Origin of the sequence: Methylobacterium sp. PvR107 (assembly GCF_017833295.1) — a bacterium.
GTDB lineage: Bacteria > Pseudomonadota > Alphaproteobacteria > Rhizobiales > Beijerinckiaceae > Methylobacterium.
Genome location: NZ_JAFIBW010000001.1, coordinates 254,571 through 271,214, shown reverse-complemented (window position 1 = coordinate 271,214; position 16,644 = coordinate 254,571). Strand labels below are relative to the sequence as shown.

The 16,644-nt window shown below is 65.8% G+C and carries 12 protein-coding genes; 8 read left to right on the top strand and 4 right to left on the bottom strand.

Annotated features, from left to right (window positions below; genetic code table 11):
• Window positions 1-16: 16 nt before the first annotated feature.
• The gene (locus JOE48_RS01185; protein WP_245252678.1) at window positions 17-934 is read right to left on the bottom strand and encodes a DUF4344 domain-containing metallopeptidase; all 918 of its coding nucleotides are present in this window, start codon (window positions 932-934) and stop codon (window positions 17-19) included.
• Between the two features lie 400 nt (window positions 935-1,334).
• Here JOE48_RS01185 and aspT point away from each other — a divergent pair, with 400 nt between their 5' ends.
• From aspT to JOE48_RS01155, 6 genes are all read left to right on the top strand, one after another.
• Window positions 1,335-3,011: an aspartate-alanine antiporter gene (gene aspT / locus JOE48_RS01180; RefSeq protein WP_210026080.1), complete on the top strand. Its 1,677-nt coding sequence runs from the start codon at window positions 1,335-1,337 to the stop codon at window positions 3,009-3,011.
• Between the two features lie 26 nt (window positions 3,012-3,037).
• Window positions 3,038-4,684 (top strand): bifunctional aspartate transaminase/aspartate 4-decarboxylase, encoded by a 1,647-nt coding sequence (locus JOE48_RS01175; RefSeq protein ID WP_210026078.1) that lies wholly within the window; start codon window positions 3,038-3,040, stop codon window positions 4,682-4,684.
• A gap of 90 nt (window positions 4,685-4,774) precedes the next feature.
• Window positions 4,775-6,964: a hypothetical protein gene (locus JOE48_RS01170; protein WP_244491951.1), complete on the top strand. Its 2,190-nt coding sequence runs from the start codon at window positions 4,775-4,777 to the stop codon at window positions 6,962-6,964.
• 405 nt (window positions 6,965-7,369) lie between these two features.
• Entirely contained in the window at window positions 7,370-7,849 is a 480-nt protein-coding gene (locus JOE48_RS01165) for a cache domain-containing protein (RefSeq protein ID WP_056527357.1), read from the top strand.
• A 1,183-nt stretch (window positions 7,850-9,032) separates the two neighbouring features.
• Window positions 9,033-9,551 (top strand): Spy/CpxP family protein refolding chaperone, encoded by a 519-nt coding sequence (locus JOE48_RS01160; RefSeq protein ID WP_056532023.1) that lies wholly within the window; start codon window positions 9,033-9,035, stop codon window positions 9,549-9,551.
• Window positions 9,552-9,694: 143 nt separating this feature from the next.
• A complete protein-coding gene (locus JOE48_RS01155) occupies window positions 9,695-10,513 on the top strand; it encodes a DUF4344 domain-containing metallopeptidase (protein WP_056532025.1) in 819 nt (272 codons plus the stop codon).
• A gap of 153 nt (window positions 10,514-10,666) precedes the next feature.
• Here the strand turns inward: JOE48_RS01155 and JOE48_RS01150 are convergent, their stop codons facing one another.
• From JOE48_RS01150 to JOE48_RS01145, 3 genes are all read right to left on the bottom strand, one after another.
• A complete protein-coding gene (locus tag JOE48_RS01150; RefSeq protein WP_056532027.1) occupies window positions 10,667-11,077 on the bottom strand; it encodes a hypothetical protein in 411 nt (136 codons plus the stop codon).
• 382 nt (window positions 11,078-11,459) lie between these two features.
• Window positions 11,460-11,906: a hypothetical protein gene (locus JOE48_RS30045; protein ID WP_245252677.1), complete on the bottom strand. Its 447-nt coding sequence runs from the start codon at window positions 11,904-11,906 to the stop codon at window positions 11,460-11,462.
• Window positions 11,893-12,813 carry a transposase gene (locus tag JOE48_RS01145; protein ID WP_245252676.1) on the bottom strand — a complete coding sequence of 307 codons (921 nt, stop codon included), beginning with the start codon at window positions 12,811-12,813 and terminating at the stop codon, window positions 11,893-11,895. Before JOE48_RS01145 ends, JOE48_RS30045 begins: the two co-directional genes overlap by 14 nt.
• A gap of 2,088 nt (window positions 12,814-14,901) precedes the next feature.
• Here JOE48_RS01145 and JOE48_RS01140 point away from each other — a divergent pair.
• Both JOE48_RS01140 and JOE48_RS01135 read left to right on the top strand, forming a co-directional pair.
• Entirely contained in the window at window positions 14,902-15,153 is a 252-nt protein-coding gene (locus tag JOE48_RS01140; RefSeq protein WP_056532045.1) for a hypothetical protein, read from the top strand.
• A gap of 297 nt (window positions 15,154-15,450) precedes the next feature.
• Window positions 15,451-16,533 (top strand): AraC family transcriptional regulator, encoded by a 1,083-nt coding sequence (locus JOE48_RS01135; protein ID WP_210026076.1) that lies wholly within the window; start codon window positions 15,451-15,453, stop codon window positions 16,531-16,533.
• Window positions 16,534-16,644 lie beyond the last annotated feature (111 nt).

Here is a 16,644-nt window from a genome sequence, read left to right as displayed (position 1 = left end):
GACGGCAGCGGAGGGTCTACGGGGCGCGTGATTGCCATGCGCGCCGCAGGCGCGCGCCGCGATACAGGCGTACCCGCAGGTGCGGGCCAATCAGCCTCTCGAAGGCGTAAGCCACCTGCTTGTACTCCTCTCCGCACGTCGCGGCCCGTTCGGTCGGCAGATAGCCCTTTGCAACAATGTCGGCGTAGCGACGGGGATCGGAGCCGTAGGCGAGGCAGACGAGGCTGTAGAATCTCTGCCACGATAGGCCGTGCACGTTGGCGAAACTGGTCCTGTCGACCGCTTCCTGTCGCCCCAGCGTCACGAAGAAGTACCCGCTCCCGCCGACGAGATCCCGGGCCCGCGCAGGAGCGAGGTGGAGCAGAAGGAGGGCTGCGAGTTGGTCGGCCGCGTCCTCCTCGCGCCCGAAGATCGGGACGCGCAACAGGTGGAACAAGGCATGTCCGGTCTCGTGCACGAGGATCTGGGCGACCGGCCCACGGATCGCCTGATCCTCGGTGACGCCGCCTGCAGAGGCCTCGTGCGGGGCGAGAGCGATGATACCGGCGACCAGCTCGTAGCACATCGTTACGGCGCGGCTGGCGGGATCGTACCAGGCGTTCGCCTCGCCGCCGCACCCCTTCACCCGGAGCGTCAAACGACCGGGGAGCCGGACCAGGCGGACGACCGCTCCGAGCCGCTCCAACACGCGCTGCCGCCGCAGCGTCCGGTAGATCTCGCGATGCGTGGGGTCGGTCGGGTGCACGTAGGTCATGACGACGCGCCCGCGGCCGTGCCGCGCAGGAGCGGCATGGACGGGAGCAACCGATAGAAGGAGGGCGGCCGTCACCAGGACCCCGTGGATCGCCCGGTAGCCGACGCCTTTGATCACGGCGCCGTCCTGTCCCGGACCTCCGAGCCCGGAAACCGCCATCGCCTGAAGGCGCTGTGCCATGCCCATGACGCGCACCCGGTGGTAGAGGACTTTGTGGGCGGTTGGATCGGGTCGAATTGCGGCCTGACGGACGAATCCGAGATGCGGCTCGACGCAGGGTCGCCGGAACGGTCCCGCCAGACGCCGAGCCGCATTCCATTGGCAGCCTAAATTACAGTCGCTTCCATGTTGAACAAGATGGCCAAATGACAAGCTACGAAATCTCGGCAACGAGATCTGTCTCTGTCACGAATGATCAAGCGGATCGTATCTGTGCCGTTATAGATTCTGGCCGTCATAGCTTCCGTCCGGGTTCACACCGCGGCGGGATCTGGTGGGTGTTGCCGCAATATTGGCAGCTGTCATCCGCGCGCCTGGAATCGCTGATGCGAAGGCGAGCGACCGGATAGGGAAACATCCTATGGCCGATTGGCTCGTCAGAACCTTTCAGACCTATCCCGAGCTGGCGATCTTCCTGTCCCTGGCGATCGGGTTTGCAATCGGTCCTCGGAAAATCGCGGGCTTCAGCCTCGGGAATGTCACCGCGACCCTGCTCGCCGCCGTCGCCATCGGGCAGCTCGGGATCGCCATCTCGCCCAACGTCAAGTCGACCTTCTTCATCCTGTTCATCTTCGCGGTTGGCTATGGAGTCGGGCCGCAATTCGTGAGCGGCCTGACCAAAGAGGGCCCGCGGCAGATCGGCTTCTCGCTCGTCGTCCTGGTCCTCTGCCTGCTCTCACCCGTGCTCTGCGCCAAGCTCGCCGGCCTCGATCTCGGCTACGCGGCGGGGATGTACGCCGGCTCGCAGACCATCTCGGCCTCAATCGGCGTCGCATCCGACCAGATCGCGCGGCTCGACATGCCGGCCGACCAGGCCAAGACCTATCTCGATCAGATCCCGATCGGTTACGCGGTCACCTACATCTTCGGGACGATCGGGTCGGCGATCATCCTGGCGCAGCTCGGACCGAAGCTGATCGGCGTCGATCTCGAGAAGGCCTGCAAAGACTACGAGCAGACGATGGGCGGTCAGGTGAGCGAGGGCGGCCTCATCTCGGCGATCCGTCACATCGAGTTGCGGGCCTACCGGGTACCCGACGACGACAGCATCGTCGGCCGTCCGGTGCGGGACATATGGCCGGGGATGCGCGTCTTCGTTGAGCGCGTGCGGCGCGGCGATCAGATCATCGAGGCCGATGGCGAGACCATGCTGCGGCCGGACGACGTCGTGGCCGTCTCCGGACGTCGCGAGCGCCTCGTCGAAACCCTCAATCCCATGCTGGAGGAGGTCCAGGACCGGGAACTCCTCAATGTTCCGGCAGAGGTCGTCGACGTTCTCGTCACGCACCGCGCCGTCGCCGGCATGACCCTTGAGGCGCTTGCGAGCCATGAGTGGGCACGCGGCGTCTATCTGCGCAAGATCATGCGCAACATGGTCGAGATCCCCGTGCTGCCGCGGACCGAGATCCTGCGCGGGGACATCCTGACGCTCGCCGGAGGCCGTCGCCACGTCGAAGCGGCGATTGAGCAACTCGGCTACCCGGACCGGACGGTCGAGACGACCGATATCGCCTTCCTCGCCGCCGGTATCGTCCTCGGCGGCCTCGTCGGCGCCCTGAGCTACAAGCTCGGCGGCATCCCGATCAGCCTGTCGACCTCCGGCGGCGCGCTGCTCGCCGGTCTGGTGCTCGGCTGGCTGCGAACCATCCGCCCGGTCTTCGGACGCATCCCGGGACCGGCCCTCTGGCTGCTGAATACGCTGGGCCTCAACATCTTCATCGCCGTCGTCGGCATCAGCGCCGGTCCGGGCTTCGTGGCGGGCGTCCAGGCCGTGGGCTTGAGTCTTCTTCTCTGGGGGGCACTCGCGACCGCTATCCCGATGGTCCTGTCGGTCTACATCGGCCGGTACATCTTCAAGTTTCACCCGGCGATCCTGTTCGGCGCCTGCGCGGGCGTGCGGACCACCACGGCGGCCCTCGGCATGGTCCAGGAAGCCGCCAAGAGCAAGATCCCGGCCCTGGGCTACGGCATGCCCTACGCCATCGGCAACACTGTGCTCACCATCTACGGCATGGTGATCGTGCTCGCCTTTTCCTGAGACAACCCGCGACGGGGAGTATTGTCATGGCAGAATCGTTCGATCTACGGGATTTCGAGTCGCTTAGCCCATTCGAGATCAAGGACGAACTGATCAAGCTGGCCAAGTCGACGTCGCGCCGGACACAATCGGCCTTCCTCAATGCGGGGCGGGGCAATCCGAACTGGGTCGCGACGACGCCGCGAGACGCCTTCTTCCTCCTCGGCCAATTCGCAATGAGCGAGAGCCGGCGCGTGATGACTCACCCGGCCGGGCTCGGCGGCATGCCGCAGGCGACCGGAAGCGCGGAGCGGCTCGCGGCCTGGCTGCAGCAGCGTGCCGATCAGCCCGGCGCGGACTTCCTGACCGCCCTCGTTCCCTACGCGACGAAGACATTCGCCTTCGAGCCGGACGCCTTCGTGCACGAACTCGTCGACTCGATCGTCGGAGACAACTACCCCGTTCCCGACCGGATGCTCGTCCACAACGAGCGCATCGTGCACGAATACCTGATGTGGGCGATGTGCGGGTCGCGCAAGCCGCCCGGCCGGTTCGACATCTACGCGGTCGAGGGCGGCACGGCGGCGATGTGCTACCTGTTCAAGTCGCTCAAGGCCAACCGGCTCCTGATGCCGGGCGATACGATCGCCCTCGGCACGCCGATCTTCACGCCTTATCTCGAGATGACGCATCTTGAGGACTATGCCCTCGACGTGGTTCACATCAAGGCGCCGCAGGAGAACAAATTTCAGTACACGGATGCCGAGATCGACAAGCTGCTCGATCCCAAGGTCAAGGCTTTCTTCGTCGTCAATCCCGGCAACCCGACCGGGATGGCGCTGAGCCCGGAGACGATCGCCAAGATCACCCGGTTGGTCAGGGACAAGCGGCCCGATCTGATGATTCTGACCGACGATGTCTACGGCACGTTCGTGCACGATTTCCGATCGCTGATGGCGGAGCTGCCGCACAACACCATCGGTGTGTACTCGTTCTCGAAATATTTCGGCTGCACCGGCTGGCGGCTCGGCGCGATCGCGATCCACGAGGACAATATCTTCGACACGGCGATCGCGAAGCTGCCGCCCGAGGTGACCGCGGATCTCGACAAGCGCTACGGGCCGCTGACCCTGGAGCCGCGCAAGCTCAAGTTCATCGACCGCATCGTGGCCGACAGCCGCGACATCGCGCTCAACCACACCGCCGGCCTCTCCCTGCCTCAGCAGGTGATGATGAGCCTGTTCTCGCTCGCCGAACTGATGGACGAGAACAAGATCTATCAGGACGCCTGCATGGAGATCGTCAACCGGCGCGCCTGGTCGATGATCGAGGGGCTCGGCCTCCAGCTCACGCCCAACCCGAATTACGATGCCTATTACGGGCTGATCGACTTCGAGTTCTGGGCGCGCAAGAACATCGGCGAGGAAGCCGTGGCCTACCTGAAGCGCAACGTCCATCCGCTAGACCTCGCCTTCCGGCTGGCCGAGGTCCACGGCATCGTGCTGCTCAACGGCGGCGGGTTCGAAGCGCCCGACTGGTCCCTGCGGGTCTCCCTCGCCAACCTGTCCGACGAGGCCTACGCCGATATCGGACGCGGCGTGCGTGCCGTCGCGCGCGGCTATCGGGATGCCTACGAGGCTGCCAAGCGCGCCGCCCCGGCGGAGATCGAGGTCGAGCACGTGCCGGCTAAGTAACCGGCCCGACGTTCCGGTGCCGGGTTCGCGCGGGTCCCGGGCCTGTTGATCGCATCTCCTGTCCGCACCGGCATGGTCGAGGCGCCGACGATGGCTTTCGTTGATGGAGCGGATGCCGCGATCGGCCTCCCGACGGCCCGGCTCCGCTCGTCCCCCGGCAGCCGCCGCGCGCGGCGCGTGCTCGCGGCGGCGCTGCTCTGCCTGGGGGCGCAGGGTGCCGTAGCACGGACGATCTACGTTACGCCCTCAGGATCGGGACCGGGATACGGTGCGGACGGCCGGATGGTCACCCCGCAGACGCAAGCCTTCTCGACTGCGGCGATGCGGGGACTGAGCCCGGGCGACGTCGTCCAACTCCTCGCCGACAATCCGGATCCGGCGGTTGCAGCGTTCTACCGCGAGCGGATCGTCTTGACCGGACTGGGACAGCGGGACGCGCCGCCGGTTCTAATCAGGGGGCTTGGTCAGCGCACGCGACTGGTTGGACGCACGGTCGAGGAGATACGCGGCTGCCCGATGCCCGAGGACGATGTCGAGCAGGCCTGCGGCGGCCTCGCGATGGCCCTTGCGGCCCCCCGGACTCCGGATCTGCTCGGTGCCCTGACCATGCCGGCCTCGACCGGCGAGCGCGAGCGCAGCCGCCGCTCGCGGCTCGCCATACCGATCGGCCGTGCCGGAAGGCTTGCGGAGGCGGCCTGCCTCGATATCGACCGGGGGGACGGCGTCACGATCGAGGATCTGACCTTCGACGGGTGCTGGCTCGCGGCTGTCCGCGCGATCGGCAGCCGCCGCGTCACGCTGCGCCGCTCGCTCGTGATCGGAAGCAGCTACGGTCTCGCGGCGCGTGGCAGCCCGGAGCACCCTGTCGATTCTCTCGTGGTCGAGGACGTGACATGGGTGCAAGACGCGAGCGGCTTCGACGCCGCGGCCCTGACGCGCGATGGGCCGTTCCGCTGCGCCGACGGCCGCGTCAGCCCGCTCGGTTGCCCAGGCCTGCTCTGGCGGAGCATTCCTTGGGGCGTCAGCCATCACGGCGCCTACGATCACTTCAACGGCGCGCTCCTCGGCGCAACCGATGTGCGGGGGCCGATCATCTTTCGCCGCAACACGGTCGTTTCGGCCTACAATGGCGTGCGGCTGAAGGCGGCCGCCTGCGATGACCGCAAGGCTGCGGATCTCTCGCCGGAGACCTGCCCGTTCAATCAGGACATCTGGATCTACGACAACCTGTTCGCCTACGTGCGCGACAACCCCGTCGAACTGGAGACTTGGGCGACGGACGTTCGGATCTACCGCAACCGGATCGTCAATGCCCACGCGTGGTTCTCGTTCGACGACATGGCGGGCGGCCCGATCTACATCTACAGCAATCGCGGCTGGTTCGACGACGTCCCCGCGACCGCCTTGCCGGATCGTTCACCGTTCCCGCCGCCCTGCACACGCCATCCCGTCGACAAACCGGCCGCCGGGGGGGCGTTCGATCCGAAGCTGGACCGCCGGTACGACTTCCCGCGCGCCCGCTGGCTTCCCGTCGGGGTCGAGAGCATCGGTCCGGGCGGTGCCGTCTCCTGGATGGATCCGCTCGATCAGACCTGCGAGGCCAGCCTCCAGGGCCGCGTCGTCAAGCTCGCGCTCCCGCCGCGGGATGCGGAGCCCGGGACCTACCGCTATGCGGAGCGCGGCGCGATCTACCTGTTCAACAACAGCTGGTACCTGCGCTCGCCCGTGACCGCGATCGGCGCGGCCGCCTATGTCAGGCATTGGAACAACGCCCTGCTGTTCTGCGAGGACGGCGTGCCCGGCTACGATAAGGAAGTGTGCCGGCCGAGACCCGAGACGTTCGATGTGAGCACCTGCGGACGCGGCGTGGTCGGCGGGGACGGCCTCGCCCGTTATCTCGGCGAGACCGGAACGCTGCCGTTCTTCGACTGCTTCCGGTGGCTGCCCGTCGACGAGTCCGGACGCGATCTCCCGGCGCTCGCGAGCGTCTTCGATTACGATGTCAGCAGCAACGGCTTTCCGATCGCGCTCCAGCGCGAGCACCGGATCGAGTCCCACGGACGTGCCGGCAATCCGGGCTTCACGGCACCCGAGCGCGGCGACTTCCGGCTCGTCCCGGGCGCGCTGGCGGCAACGTCGGGATGCACGGTGACGGAGATTTCAAATCATGATCTCGTCTGCGCGGAAACGACAGGAGGACAGGCATTCGCCGGTGCATTCGGCCCTGACGGCCACCTCTATGCGGGACCCGCTTCAGCGCGATTTCGAATGCCGGAATAGGTCGCGCCTGTAGGGTTCGGCGCACCCCGGTCCTGCCTGTACGCGGGCTGACCGACGCGTGGTTCTATGCCTGATGAAGTCAGGCGTATTGCCTAGGCGCGGCGCCCTATCCTCCGCTTGAGGCGCCGTTCGGAAATCGGCAGGTCTCTATCAGGCGAGGCGGCGCACGAACGTGGCCTCTGCCGCCGGTCGAACACGCGAGTGAGCGTCAAGGCTCCCAGCAGGACTTCTTAGACCCCGCTGGCCCGGATTGCCGGGCCGTTCCGGAACGGGCGTGCTTCCGGCGAGCCTCCTGGGTGACGCACGCAGCGGTCGGGTCCAGATGTCACGCGGGACTGGTTCGAGCCACGCCGGAACTGAACTCGCATCGTGCCTCATCGAAATGACGCGACGGGAGGCGGCAACATGTTCAAGACGTTGGCGGCATGTCTGATGTTGCTGATCCTGGTCGCCCCATCTCCTGTTCTCGGGCGGGGGAAATTCCCAATTTCACATCAAGCGGCGGAGATCGAGTCCCTGGTCAACAAGGCCTCCGACGTTCTAGTGGAACGGGGCAGCGAAGCCTTTGCGGACTTCAGGACGAAAGGCAGCTCTTGGCGATACGCGGATGTCTACCTGTTCGTGGTCGACATGAACGGCATCGTGCTGTTCAACGCCGCTCGCCCGGACCGCGAAGAACGGGACTTCCTCGACGACCGCGATGCTGACGGAAAGCGGTTCCACAGAGACTTCATCGAAGTCGTCAAGACGTTCGGCTCCGGCTGGGTCGATTACATGTTCCCCAAGCCCGGACAGTCCCATGCCCACGTGAAGTGGAGCTACATCTGCGCGACGCGCGTCGACGGCGTCGATGCACTCGTGGGGGCGGGTGTCTATGTCGATTGACGCCGCCATCGTCCCCGACGGAACGGCGAGGACAGGAGATGAGCTCATCGGCGCAGCCGCAAGGTTTTCAAAGGTCTAATATGATCTCGTAAGTGATGCCTCGTCGATGACATCCCGGGCGGCTGCCAAGCGGCGGCAGGAGCCTGTCCCCTTTCACAACTGACCTTATCCGATGCAGACGGGCCGCTTTCGGCCAGACTACGTCAGATCGGAATGCCGTCGCACGCAGAACCGGACCGTGGGTTTCGCGCCCTTCCCGGTCATTCCGGGACCGTCGGACGCTCCTCCCGTGCTGGCATTCATGCGACCGCTTCGATCCGGAGCCATTCGCATAACGGGCGGAACACTGTTAGCGAAATCGCAGTCATGCAGCGAGAGCGGCAGAGCGTGAGGTGCGCGTCGTGCCAACTGGGCGTTCGGCGAACCGCACGGCGAGTCGGTAGAGGTTGAGTGCCGCGGCGATGGCAACGGCTCTGCACGCTGGTAGGGTTCTCGCGCGCCCCGACGGCCGGTGAGCACAACCAGCTGCTCGTCAACTGCTTCGGACCCCCGTCGAACCAAAAAAGAAAGCGCGGCGGCAGCGGTCTTTCTGTGTCTCGGCTCCGAGTTTGCGACGCGTCCGAGGCTCACGCCCGCAGCCGCAAATTCCCGTAGTAAAGACCCTGTTGATCAAGCAGGCCGTCCGGAACAGTGATCTACCTCCAGAACGGCTGCGGTCCCGGGCCAGATGAAGCTTTGCTCTCGTCACGCCCGCGACGCGGCAGACCTTGTGCCGCGGACGGATAATCTCGCCTCTCCCGCGCCATGACTCGCCAGAGTCCGATCACGAGCGAGGCGCACCGGGGGCGGTACGGGGCTGAACCGAGGGAGATGCCCATGCTGTGCCGTCATGTGTCCGGACTCTTCGTCCTCGCCGCGTTGACTTTGGTCCCGCTGGGCGCCGCTCGGGCCGCCCCCTTGAGCTATCTCCGACCCGCGGTCCAGGCGACCGCGGTGTCCGATCGCCTGGTCATCAAGACCGTGACGGCGGTCGGGATGGCACACCGGTCGGCTCGCAGGACGGCCCGGCGCGTCAGCCGGCGTCACGCGTACTGACATCCGCTCCGTCTCCTCAGAACAGACCGACGACGGACACCACGGCCCGGGCTGTCGCCCGGACGCTCTACCCGGATAGGAGGCCGATATGCAGAAGCGCTTGATTCCCATGGCTGCCGTCTTCGTGCTCGCCGGAGGCCCGTTGGCCTTGGCGGAGGACGTGTCCCGTACCGGCGCGCTCGGTGAGACTGGAAAGCTGACCCAGACGGACTTCAAGGCCCTGACCGATGCCCGGATCGGGGTGGTGAAGGCCGCCCTCCAGCTCACGCCCGACCAGCAGAAGTACTGGCCGGCCATCGAGGAGGCCATCCGCACGCGCGCCGATGCGCGCTACACCCGGCTGTCCAACCTGCAGGGACGGGCCGCTGCCCAGCGCGCCGACCCCGACCCGCTCCGGCTTATGCGCGAGCGGGCCGAGATCATGGACGAGCGCGCCAACGGGCTCAAGAAGCTCGCGGATGCCTGGCAGCCGCTCTACCAGACCCTCTCTCCAGATCAGAAGAGCCGGATGCGCGTGGTCGTCACCCGGGTCATCGGGGGATTGCGGGACGCCGCAGAGAATCGCCGCAAGGAGCTCATGGACGATGACGACGACGACGAGGGCTGAGTGAGGATTCGCCTCACCCGCCTCCAGGGCGGGTGAGGCGACGTAGACGGTGACCGAGAGCAGGGGCGCGGGTCCCGCCAGGGCTGTCCGCGCTGTCCGATGTTGCCGACGCCCCGACGCCCCGAAGCCCTGGAGGCGGGACGATGCCACGGCCGCTTGCCCTCGCCGGGTTAGCCTTCACCCTGATGATCAGCGCCTCCCGGGCCGATACGGGCAGCCCGATCCGGACCGTCTACCAGGTTCCGAAGACCGCGCAGGCACAGGAGATATACCGGGAAATGCGCGCACGCCGCGTCCTTGAGGGCTTGCGCGAGATCGTCGGTATGGTCCGGCTGCCGCGGGCCATGACCTTGCGCCTGTCCGAGTGCGACGGCGAGAGCAACGCCTGGTACGAGCCCAAGACCCGCTCGGTCACGGTCTGCTACGAATACATCCAGGATGTGCGCGATCGGGCGCGCAGGGCCCCGTCCCTCGGCGGCCTGTCGCTTCACGATGCCGTTTCCGGCCCAGTCGCGCAGGTCTTCCTGCACGAGACCGGGCATGCCCTGTTCGACCTGCTGGACGTACCTGTGCTCGGCCGCGAGGAGGACGCCGCCGACCAGTTCGCCGCGCTCGTCCTGCTCCGCCTGAAGCCGGCCCAGGCCCGGCAGATCATCGCGGGCAGCTCCATCCTGTTCACGAGCTACGGCGCGGAGGACAAGCAGGAGAAAGCCACCTACGCCGATGATCACGGGCTGTTTTACCAGCGCCTATACAACCTGCTCTGCCTCGCATACGGCTCGGACCGGCGCGCCTTCGGCTACCTGGTCGAGCGCGGCGACCTGCCTAAGGAGCGGGCAGAGAACTGCAGGGGTGAGTACGGCCTGGCGGTGCATGCCATGGACAGGCTGTTTCGCAATCATCTCCGGGGTGGCCAGATGGGGCGCGAACGGATACGGCGGGGGTTTCGCTGGATCTACTGAGCGCGGACGCGCAGCCCAGGCCAGACTTCCTCCGGCACCGCTTCTGGCCACGGCCCGGCGTCTCGGTTGGCCGGTTGGTTGAGGACGCCGGGGACACAGGCTGCACCGGGTCACGCCAGGGTGGCCAAACCCGTAGGACGCTGGCGCGACCGCTCAGTAGGGCACGCAGCCGCCGTGATTCGCGTCGTAGTAGCTGTAGGCGCCACACCCGCCGCCGTAGTAGCGGTGCGCGCCATAGGCGGCAGCGCCGACACCGGCCGCCGCGAGGCCATAACCGCGGTAGCCATAGCGCCCATACCCACCTCTGTAGCCGTAGCGGCCATACCCGCCACGATAGCCCGCCACGCCGCCCCGGTAGCCTCCATATCCGCCGCGATAGCCGCCCGCCACGCGCCCTCCGTGGAACCCGCCCCCTCGGAAGCCGCCGCCCCGCATCCCGGCTCCATGGAATCCGCCCCCGCCCCGGAAGCCGCCGCCCCCGCCGCGAAATCCGCGCGCGTCCGCCGTGACGCTGGTCAGGATCAGGGCGCCGATGCCCGTTGCCGCGATAAGGATCTTGTTCATGGGGCTGTCTCCTTGCTCGGGACGTGCTGAAGGCAGTCCGCGCCCAATCCGCGTGATCGGGGCGGACCCGGGGTCGGCTCAGGGCCGGCCCTTTGTCCGGACAACCGTAGCGTCGCGCCAGGCGCCTCGCTTGATCCGATGAGCCGAGTAGAGGCCAGAATGAGGCATTTCATGAAGGCAGACGAACGGGATTAGTTGCTCAGTCGCTCATCCAGGCCCAAGGGCGTCGCGCTGAACGATTGACGGATGTTCTCGTGGCAGTCGCGCTCGTGACCCTGCGGACGACCGCTTTCCCAATTACACGCGAGGACGTGTCGAACATGGCGGCGATGGCAGAGCTGGAGCGTCGCTCCCTCTGCAGCCTGAGCTCGACTTTGGCAATTCATGCGGCGTGGCAGAGGGCATAGGCCCAGGGCGCTGGCAAACGGAAGCGGGGTTTTGTTCGGGCGCATCGGCGCGGTGATGTTGCCAAAGTCCGCTCGCGCCAGATCGCATAGCGCACGGCGGCCAGAGCATCGGCAAAGGTCGGGCGCGGTTTGGGGTACCACGCGGCGGCCGCGATCCGTTGCCGTTGGCGGGCCGGGAGCTGCGCAGCCAGCAGCGTGACAATCGAGAACAGGGCGAGCAGGCAGGGCGTGGTGCGGGCAATTGCCGTGTCGGACCACTGCCGCTGCGTCTCGACGCCGAGATGGGCGCGCACTTCCTGGAAGGTGACCTCGACGCTCCAACGGCGGACGAACCACGACACGACCTGGGTTGGGTCGCAGGCGAGGTCGGTGCAGAGCAGGGCTTGGGCCTCGAAGCGTTGGGCGGGATCACGCACGAGCACGAGAGCGGATTGGCACGACCGGCATCCCGCCGTGCCGCCACACCGCGGTGCCGGAGGCGACCTCGATGGCGCGCTGGGCTGACCCGTACCAGCCCGACACCACGACCGCATGCCAGCGCGTGTCCTTGGCCACGAGGCTCGCGGCGAGTGTAGGCAGGCGTGCGCCTTTGGTGCGTGGGCGCCCGATTGTGCCGGGCGGCCGGGGCGGAGCGGGTTCGTAGAGGGCCGCGTCGAGCCGTAGGCGGGTGATCGCCGTGATGCGGGCGTGGCGCATCGCGTCGAGGAACAGCAGGGCGGAGAAGCCGCCGTCGCCGACCAGCACGAGATCGCGGCCCGGCAGCCAGCGCCGCGCTTGGAGGGCGAGTTGACGCCCGACATCGAGCAGAGGCTTGTGCCGGCGGCCCCGCTCCCGGCAGGCGCGTTCGGACGGCACGAGCGCGGTGAGGAACGGCAGCGCCCAGATGCGCCCCGCCCAGGGGATTGGGGCCAGCAGCATCAGGCTCATCCAACGCAGGCCGCTCGCCTTGACGAAATGGCTGTCGGAGGAGCGAACCGGATCGCGGTAGATGCCCTTGGCCGCGATCCGCTTGCCGCGGCGGCGCTCGATCGTGTCGTCGAGAGCCAAGACGACGGGACCGCGTGGAGCGAAAGCGGCGATCAGCAGCCCGAGCAGGATACGGCCGCCAGCACGCGGGCTCCACGCGGCGCGGTTGAGGATGCGGTGAACGTTCACGAACCGCCGATCCTGCGCGCGACCCATGATGCGCAGGGCACTCGCCACCGTGCGCCGCCCCGGGGTCAGGATCGCACCGATCAGCAGCAGTTGCGCGTGTCGCCACGAGCGGTGGACGAACAGTGGCGCGAACGCCAGGATGAGCTCGGCGAAGCGGGCGGGCAGATCAGGCATTGGGTGTCTCTTGGTCGGGACACACCGAGCCTACCCGTCATGCCCGCTTCGTCACCTGCCGCCAAACCGCCCGTCCGATTGGCCAAAGTCGAGCTGAGAGCCCGTCCGATAAGAGTCTGAGGCGGGGTTGAGTGGTCGGGACGGTGCTAATTCTTGGCGGGTGTTGAAGCCCGAATTGGACCTGCCATGTCGGCCTTGGCCACCCGGCAGAAGCATAGCCGCATTGGTCTTCGCGACGAAACTGACCTGATCGATACGGAGTGGGAGGTGATCGCGCCGCTCATGCCGGAGCTTGCTCAATGTGGTCGGCCTCTGGTCTGGACGCCGCGGGCGGTCTTGAACGCGGTTTTCTAAGGATCTTTGACTAGATAGGCCGCAATCGCCGCCTCCGCCAAAACCTTCCTCTACGCGGCAGCCGTCATGATTCTCGTTAGACACCTCGCCAGATTATCCTGATATTTCGGAAGAATTCTGAGGAATGCTGCCGATCAATTTTGGATATACATATATATGTATCCGGTTGAGATCGCCCCTGTCTCATGAGCGTTATGACTGCTTTAATGAAGGGACGCTGAAATCCATCCCGATATGCAGGGCCACTGTCCCAGCCAATCAAGCTGACTTGTCCAACCTCTGTATGCTGCCGCGTGCCGTGACCGAAGTGGTCGTCGAAGTATGCCCTCGCCGTGCTGACGGTTAGCGCCCCCGGGTTGGCGGCAGGCCACTATATCTAGGGCCTGCCGTAGCCGGATCGCGATTGTTCCCGGATCGGCCTCGGCATGAGCGGGCGATTTTCCAAGGGGCTAACATGGAGTCACCAGACGGATCCTCGCCAAAAGCGCCGCTCAGATCCCATTCACCGGCGCGGATCGGCACGCTTCTTGGGCTCAGAACGCGGCTAAGGATGCGCCGGAACCCGAAAACGAGCGACGCTCATTGGAGATTGCTATGAGGATAAATCTTCCACTCACTGTTGCCGCCTTGATACTCGTCTGCGGTCTGCCGAGCCCGATGGCTCAGACCACGTCACCAGCTTACCGCTACTCGGGTCCCCACGCTGGCGGACCTGCCGATGATCTGAATAGAGGCGGCGCGGTGCAGCCAGTGGTACGGCCAGTAAAGCCACCGGCCTACGGCTATTCTGGCTCTCATGCCGGCGGCCCTGCCAATGATCTGAATAGGGGCGGCGCGGTGCAGCCAGTGGTACGGCCGTTGAAGCCGCCCGCCTACGGCTATTCTGGCTCTCATGCCGGCGGCCCTGCCAACGGCCAGCCGCGCAATTGAGACCGCTTGTCCTTATCGATGGCCTCCGTTCCGATTGACCGTCAGGGCATGCCCTTCCTGACCAGTGTGTGAGCGGCAGCCGGTAGGTGCAGGACGCTTGCCGACGGTCTACAGGGCACTGTTCCGTGTCCCCTAAAGGCAAGAGGCTGGTGAGAGTTATTCCGCGCCGTGCTGGTAGGGCACGGGCTGTACGTGTATCGCTAACCCCCAGTGGCGATGGTTGTTAGCAGGAGGAGATTCCGGGTCTCATGGTATCCGTCCTGATCGCTGGCCACCGGCTAGCAGGGACGGCCTGGCTCTGGCACCGCGAGGGCAGGCGCATCAATCTCGCCATCCGCAGCACCAATTCCAGGTGAAGCGATACGGGGCTGCCCGCAGTCTGTCCGCTTGACCCTCCGTCAAACATCAGCGTGCGGGCTCTACGTCGAAATATTGGTCGACACCCGCAATCGGTCCTGCAAGATGTTCGCTGCCGACCCCAGGTCGGCCGTCGTGTGAACGTTGATGGCCGGAGCGATTAAAGCTTGCCAAATTTCCGACCGGTCCTGCAAGAAGCCGGTCGCATCGATGGAACCCCTGGTCGATCGTTTCACCGCACGCGCCCTCACACGCAAGTGGCTCTCGGCGATGTCAGGTTGCAAATGACGCGCTTCGTGCGGGCCACCTGCACGTCCGCTACCAATGGCGATCTGCCACTGCGCGGCCGATACCCGTGTCTCGTCCGATCAAGCACCGCTCGTCATTACAGCTAGAAGGTAACGGCAGAGCCTGTTCTCGGGCCTGTGACAAAGTCAGGAGATGACGATGCCGAAGCTGGGACTCGCGGGGCTGTCCATCGCTGCAGCTCTTGCGCTCGGACTGAGTGGCGGAGCAAGCGCGGCCCCGCTGATCGGTTCTCAGTCAGCGATTGGCGCGTTCGGGATCGCGGACGGGCCAATCATCAAGGTGCAGACCATGGGAATGATGCGTCGGCACGACCGTCGGATGGCGCGCCACGACCGGAGAATGGACCGACGGGACTATCGGCACCACCGGAGAATGGACCGGCACTACTGAGTCGAGCCGCTGAACAATAAAAAGGCGCCGCCCTCCATCATCGAATGTGCCGAAAGAGAAGCTCGCATTTAAGCGACTCCCCGGGAGGTTTGGGTCATCTGGATGGGCGGCGTTCCTCGAATACAATATTAAACGAAGCATATCGCGCAATTCGATTTTGAAAAAGTAACGACAACAGATTTCTGTCAATGCGTTTCTAAATATAAAACTTGATCGAAGCGGACGGATCAACCATTGTCGCAGGAATAACCTAGGCTATCGGGATCAGGCGGATCCGGAATCAAGGGGGTCCACGCCATGGAATACCCTATCGCGCCACACACGAACGGCCGCTCAGATCCGTCTCTCGAAGCCCGAATTCCCGTTCCGCCTGAAACGCAGCCTGTCGGTTTCATCCATCCCGAGGTCGCACGAGCGCTCTACGCTGTCCTCGTCGAATTCGGCGCCAATCCCGACGCCCTCGTGGCCGAGATCGGTCTCAATCCGGCTCTCTTCGACGGCGGTAACGCCCTTGTCTCCTACGCCGCGTTCGGCCGCCTGATTGCCCTCGGAGCCGAACGCACCGGCTGTCGCCACCTCGGCCTCCTCGTCGGTCAGCGGAACACCCTGGCCTCGCTCGGGCCGGTCGGACTGCTGATGCGCAACTCCAATACGGTCGGGGACGCCCTGCGAGCGCTCGAAGAGCAAGTGGGCAAGCGGAACTGGGGCGCGGTGATCGGGCTCGGCACTTGCCAGGGCGTGTCGGTCCTCAGCCACTCACCCTACGATCCGAGGCCCGAGGTAGCGGCCCCCCATTCCGAGCGCGCGCTCGCCACGATGACCAACGTGCTGCGGGGGCTGTGCGGGTTCGGCTGGACTCCGCTTGAGGTGTTGCTGCCGCGCACTGCGCCGCGGGACAGAAGGCCCTACAGCACCTTCTTTCGCGCGCCGCTCCGGTTTGACGAGGAGGTGGCCGCCCTGGTGTTCCCGGCCGAACTCCTGGAGCAGCCGATCGCGGGCGCGGACCCGGTCGCCTGCCGAGACCTCGAGGAGCGGATCCGCCAAATCGGGGCCGATCAGCCCTACACGTTGACGGATGAGCTGCGCCGCTACCTTCAGATCGCTGTCACCCGGCAGCGCTGCACAGCCGACCGGGTCGCGCACAGGCAAATGACGAACCGCCGCACCATGGCCCGCCGGTTGCGGGCGGAGGGCACGAGCTTCAAGCAGCTCACCAGTGAGACGCAGTTCCAGGTGGCACAGCGGCTGCTGGTCGACACCGGGTTGAGCGTGACGCAGATCTCAGAGGTCCTGCACTTCTCCGAACTCGCAGCCTTCACGCATGCGTTCCGGCGCTGGTCGGGTGTGGCTCCGAGCGTCTGGAGACTGGAGAACCGGTAGACGGACGCTGATTCGCACGATGAAGATCCGTAGCCTAACCCACCAGCTCCTAAACTGGACCAATGTGAGTTGTAGGGCGATTTCTTCGCCACCGCTGGCTGCCAGATCAGT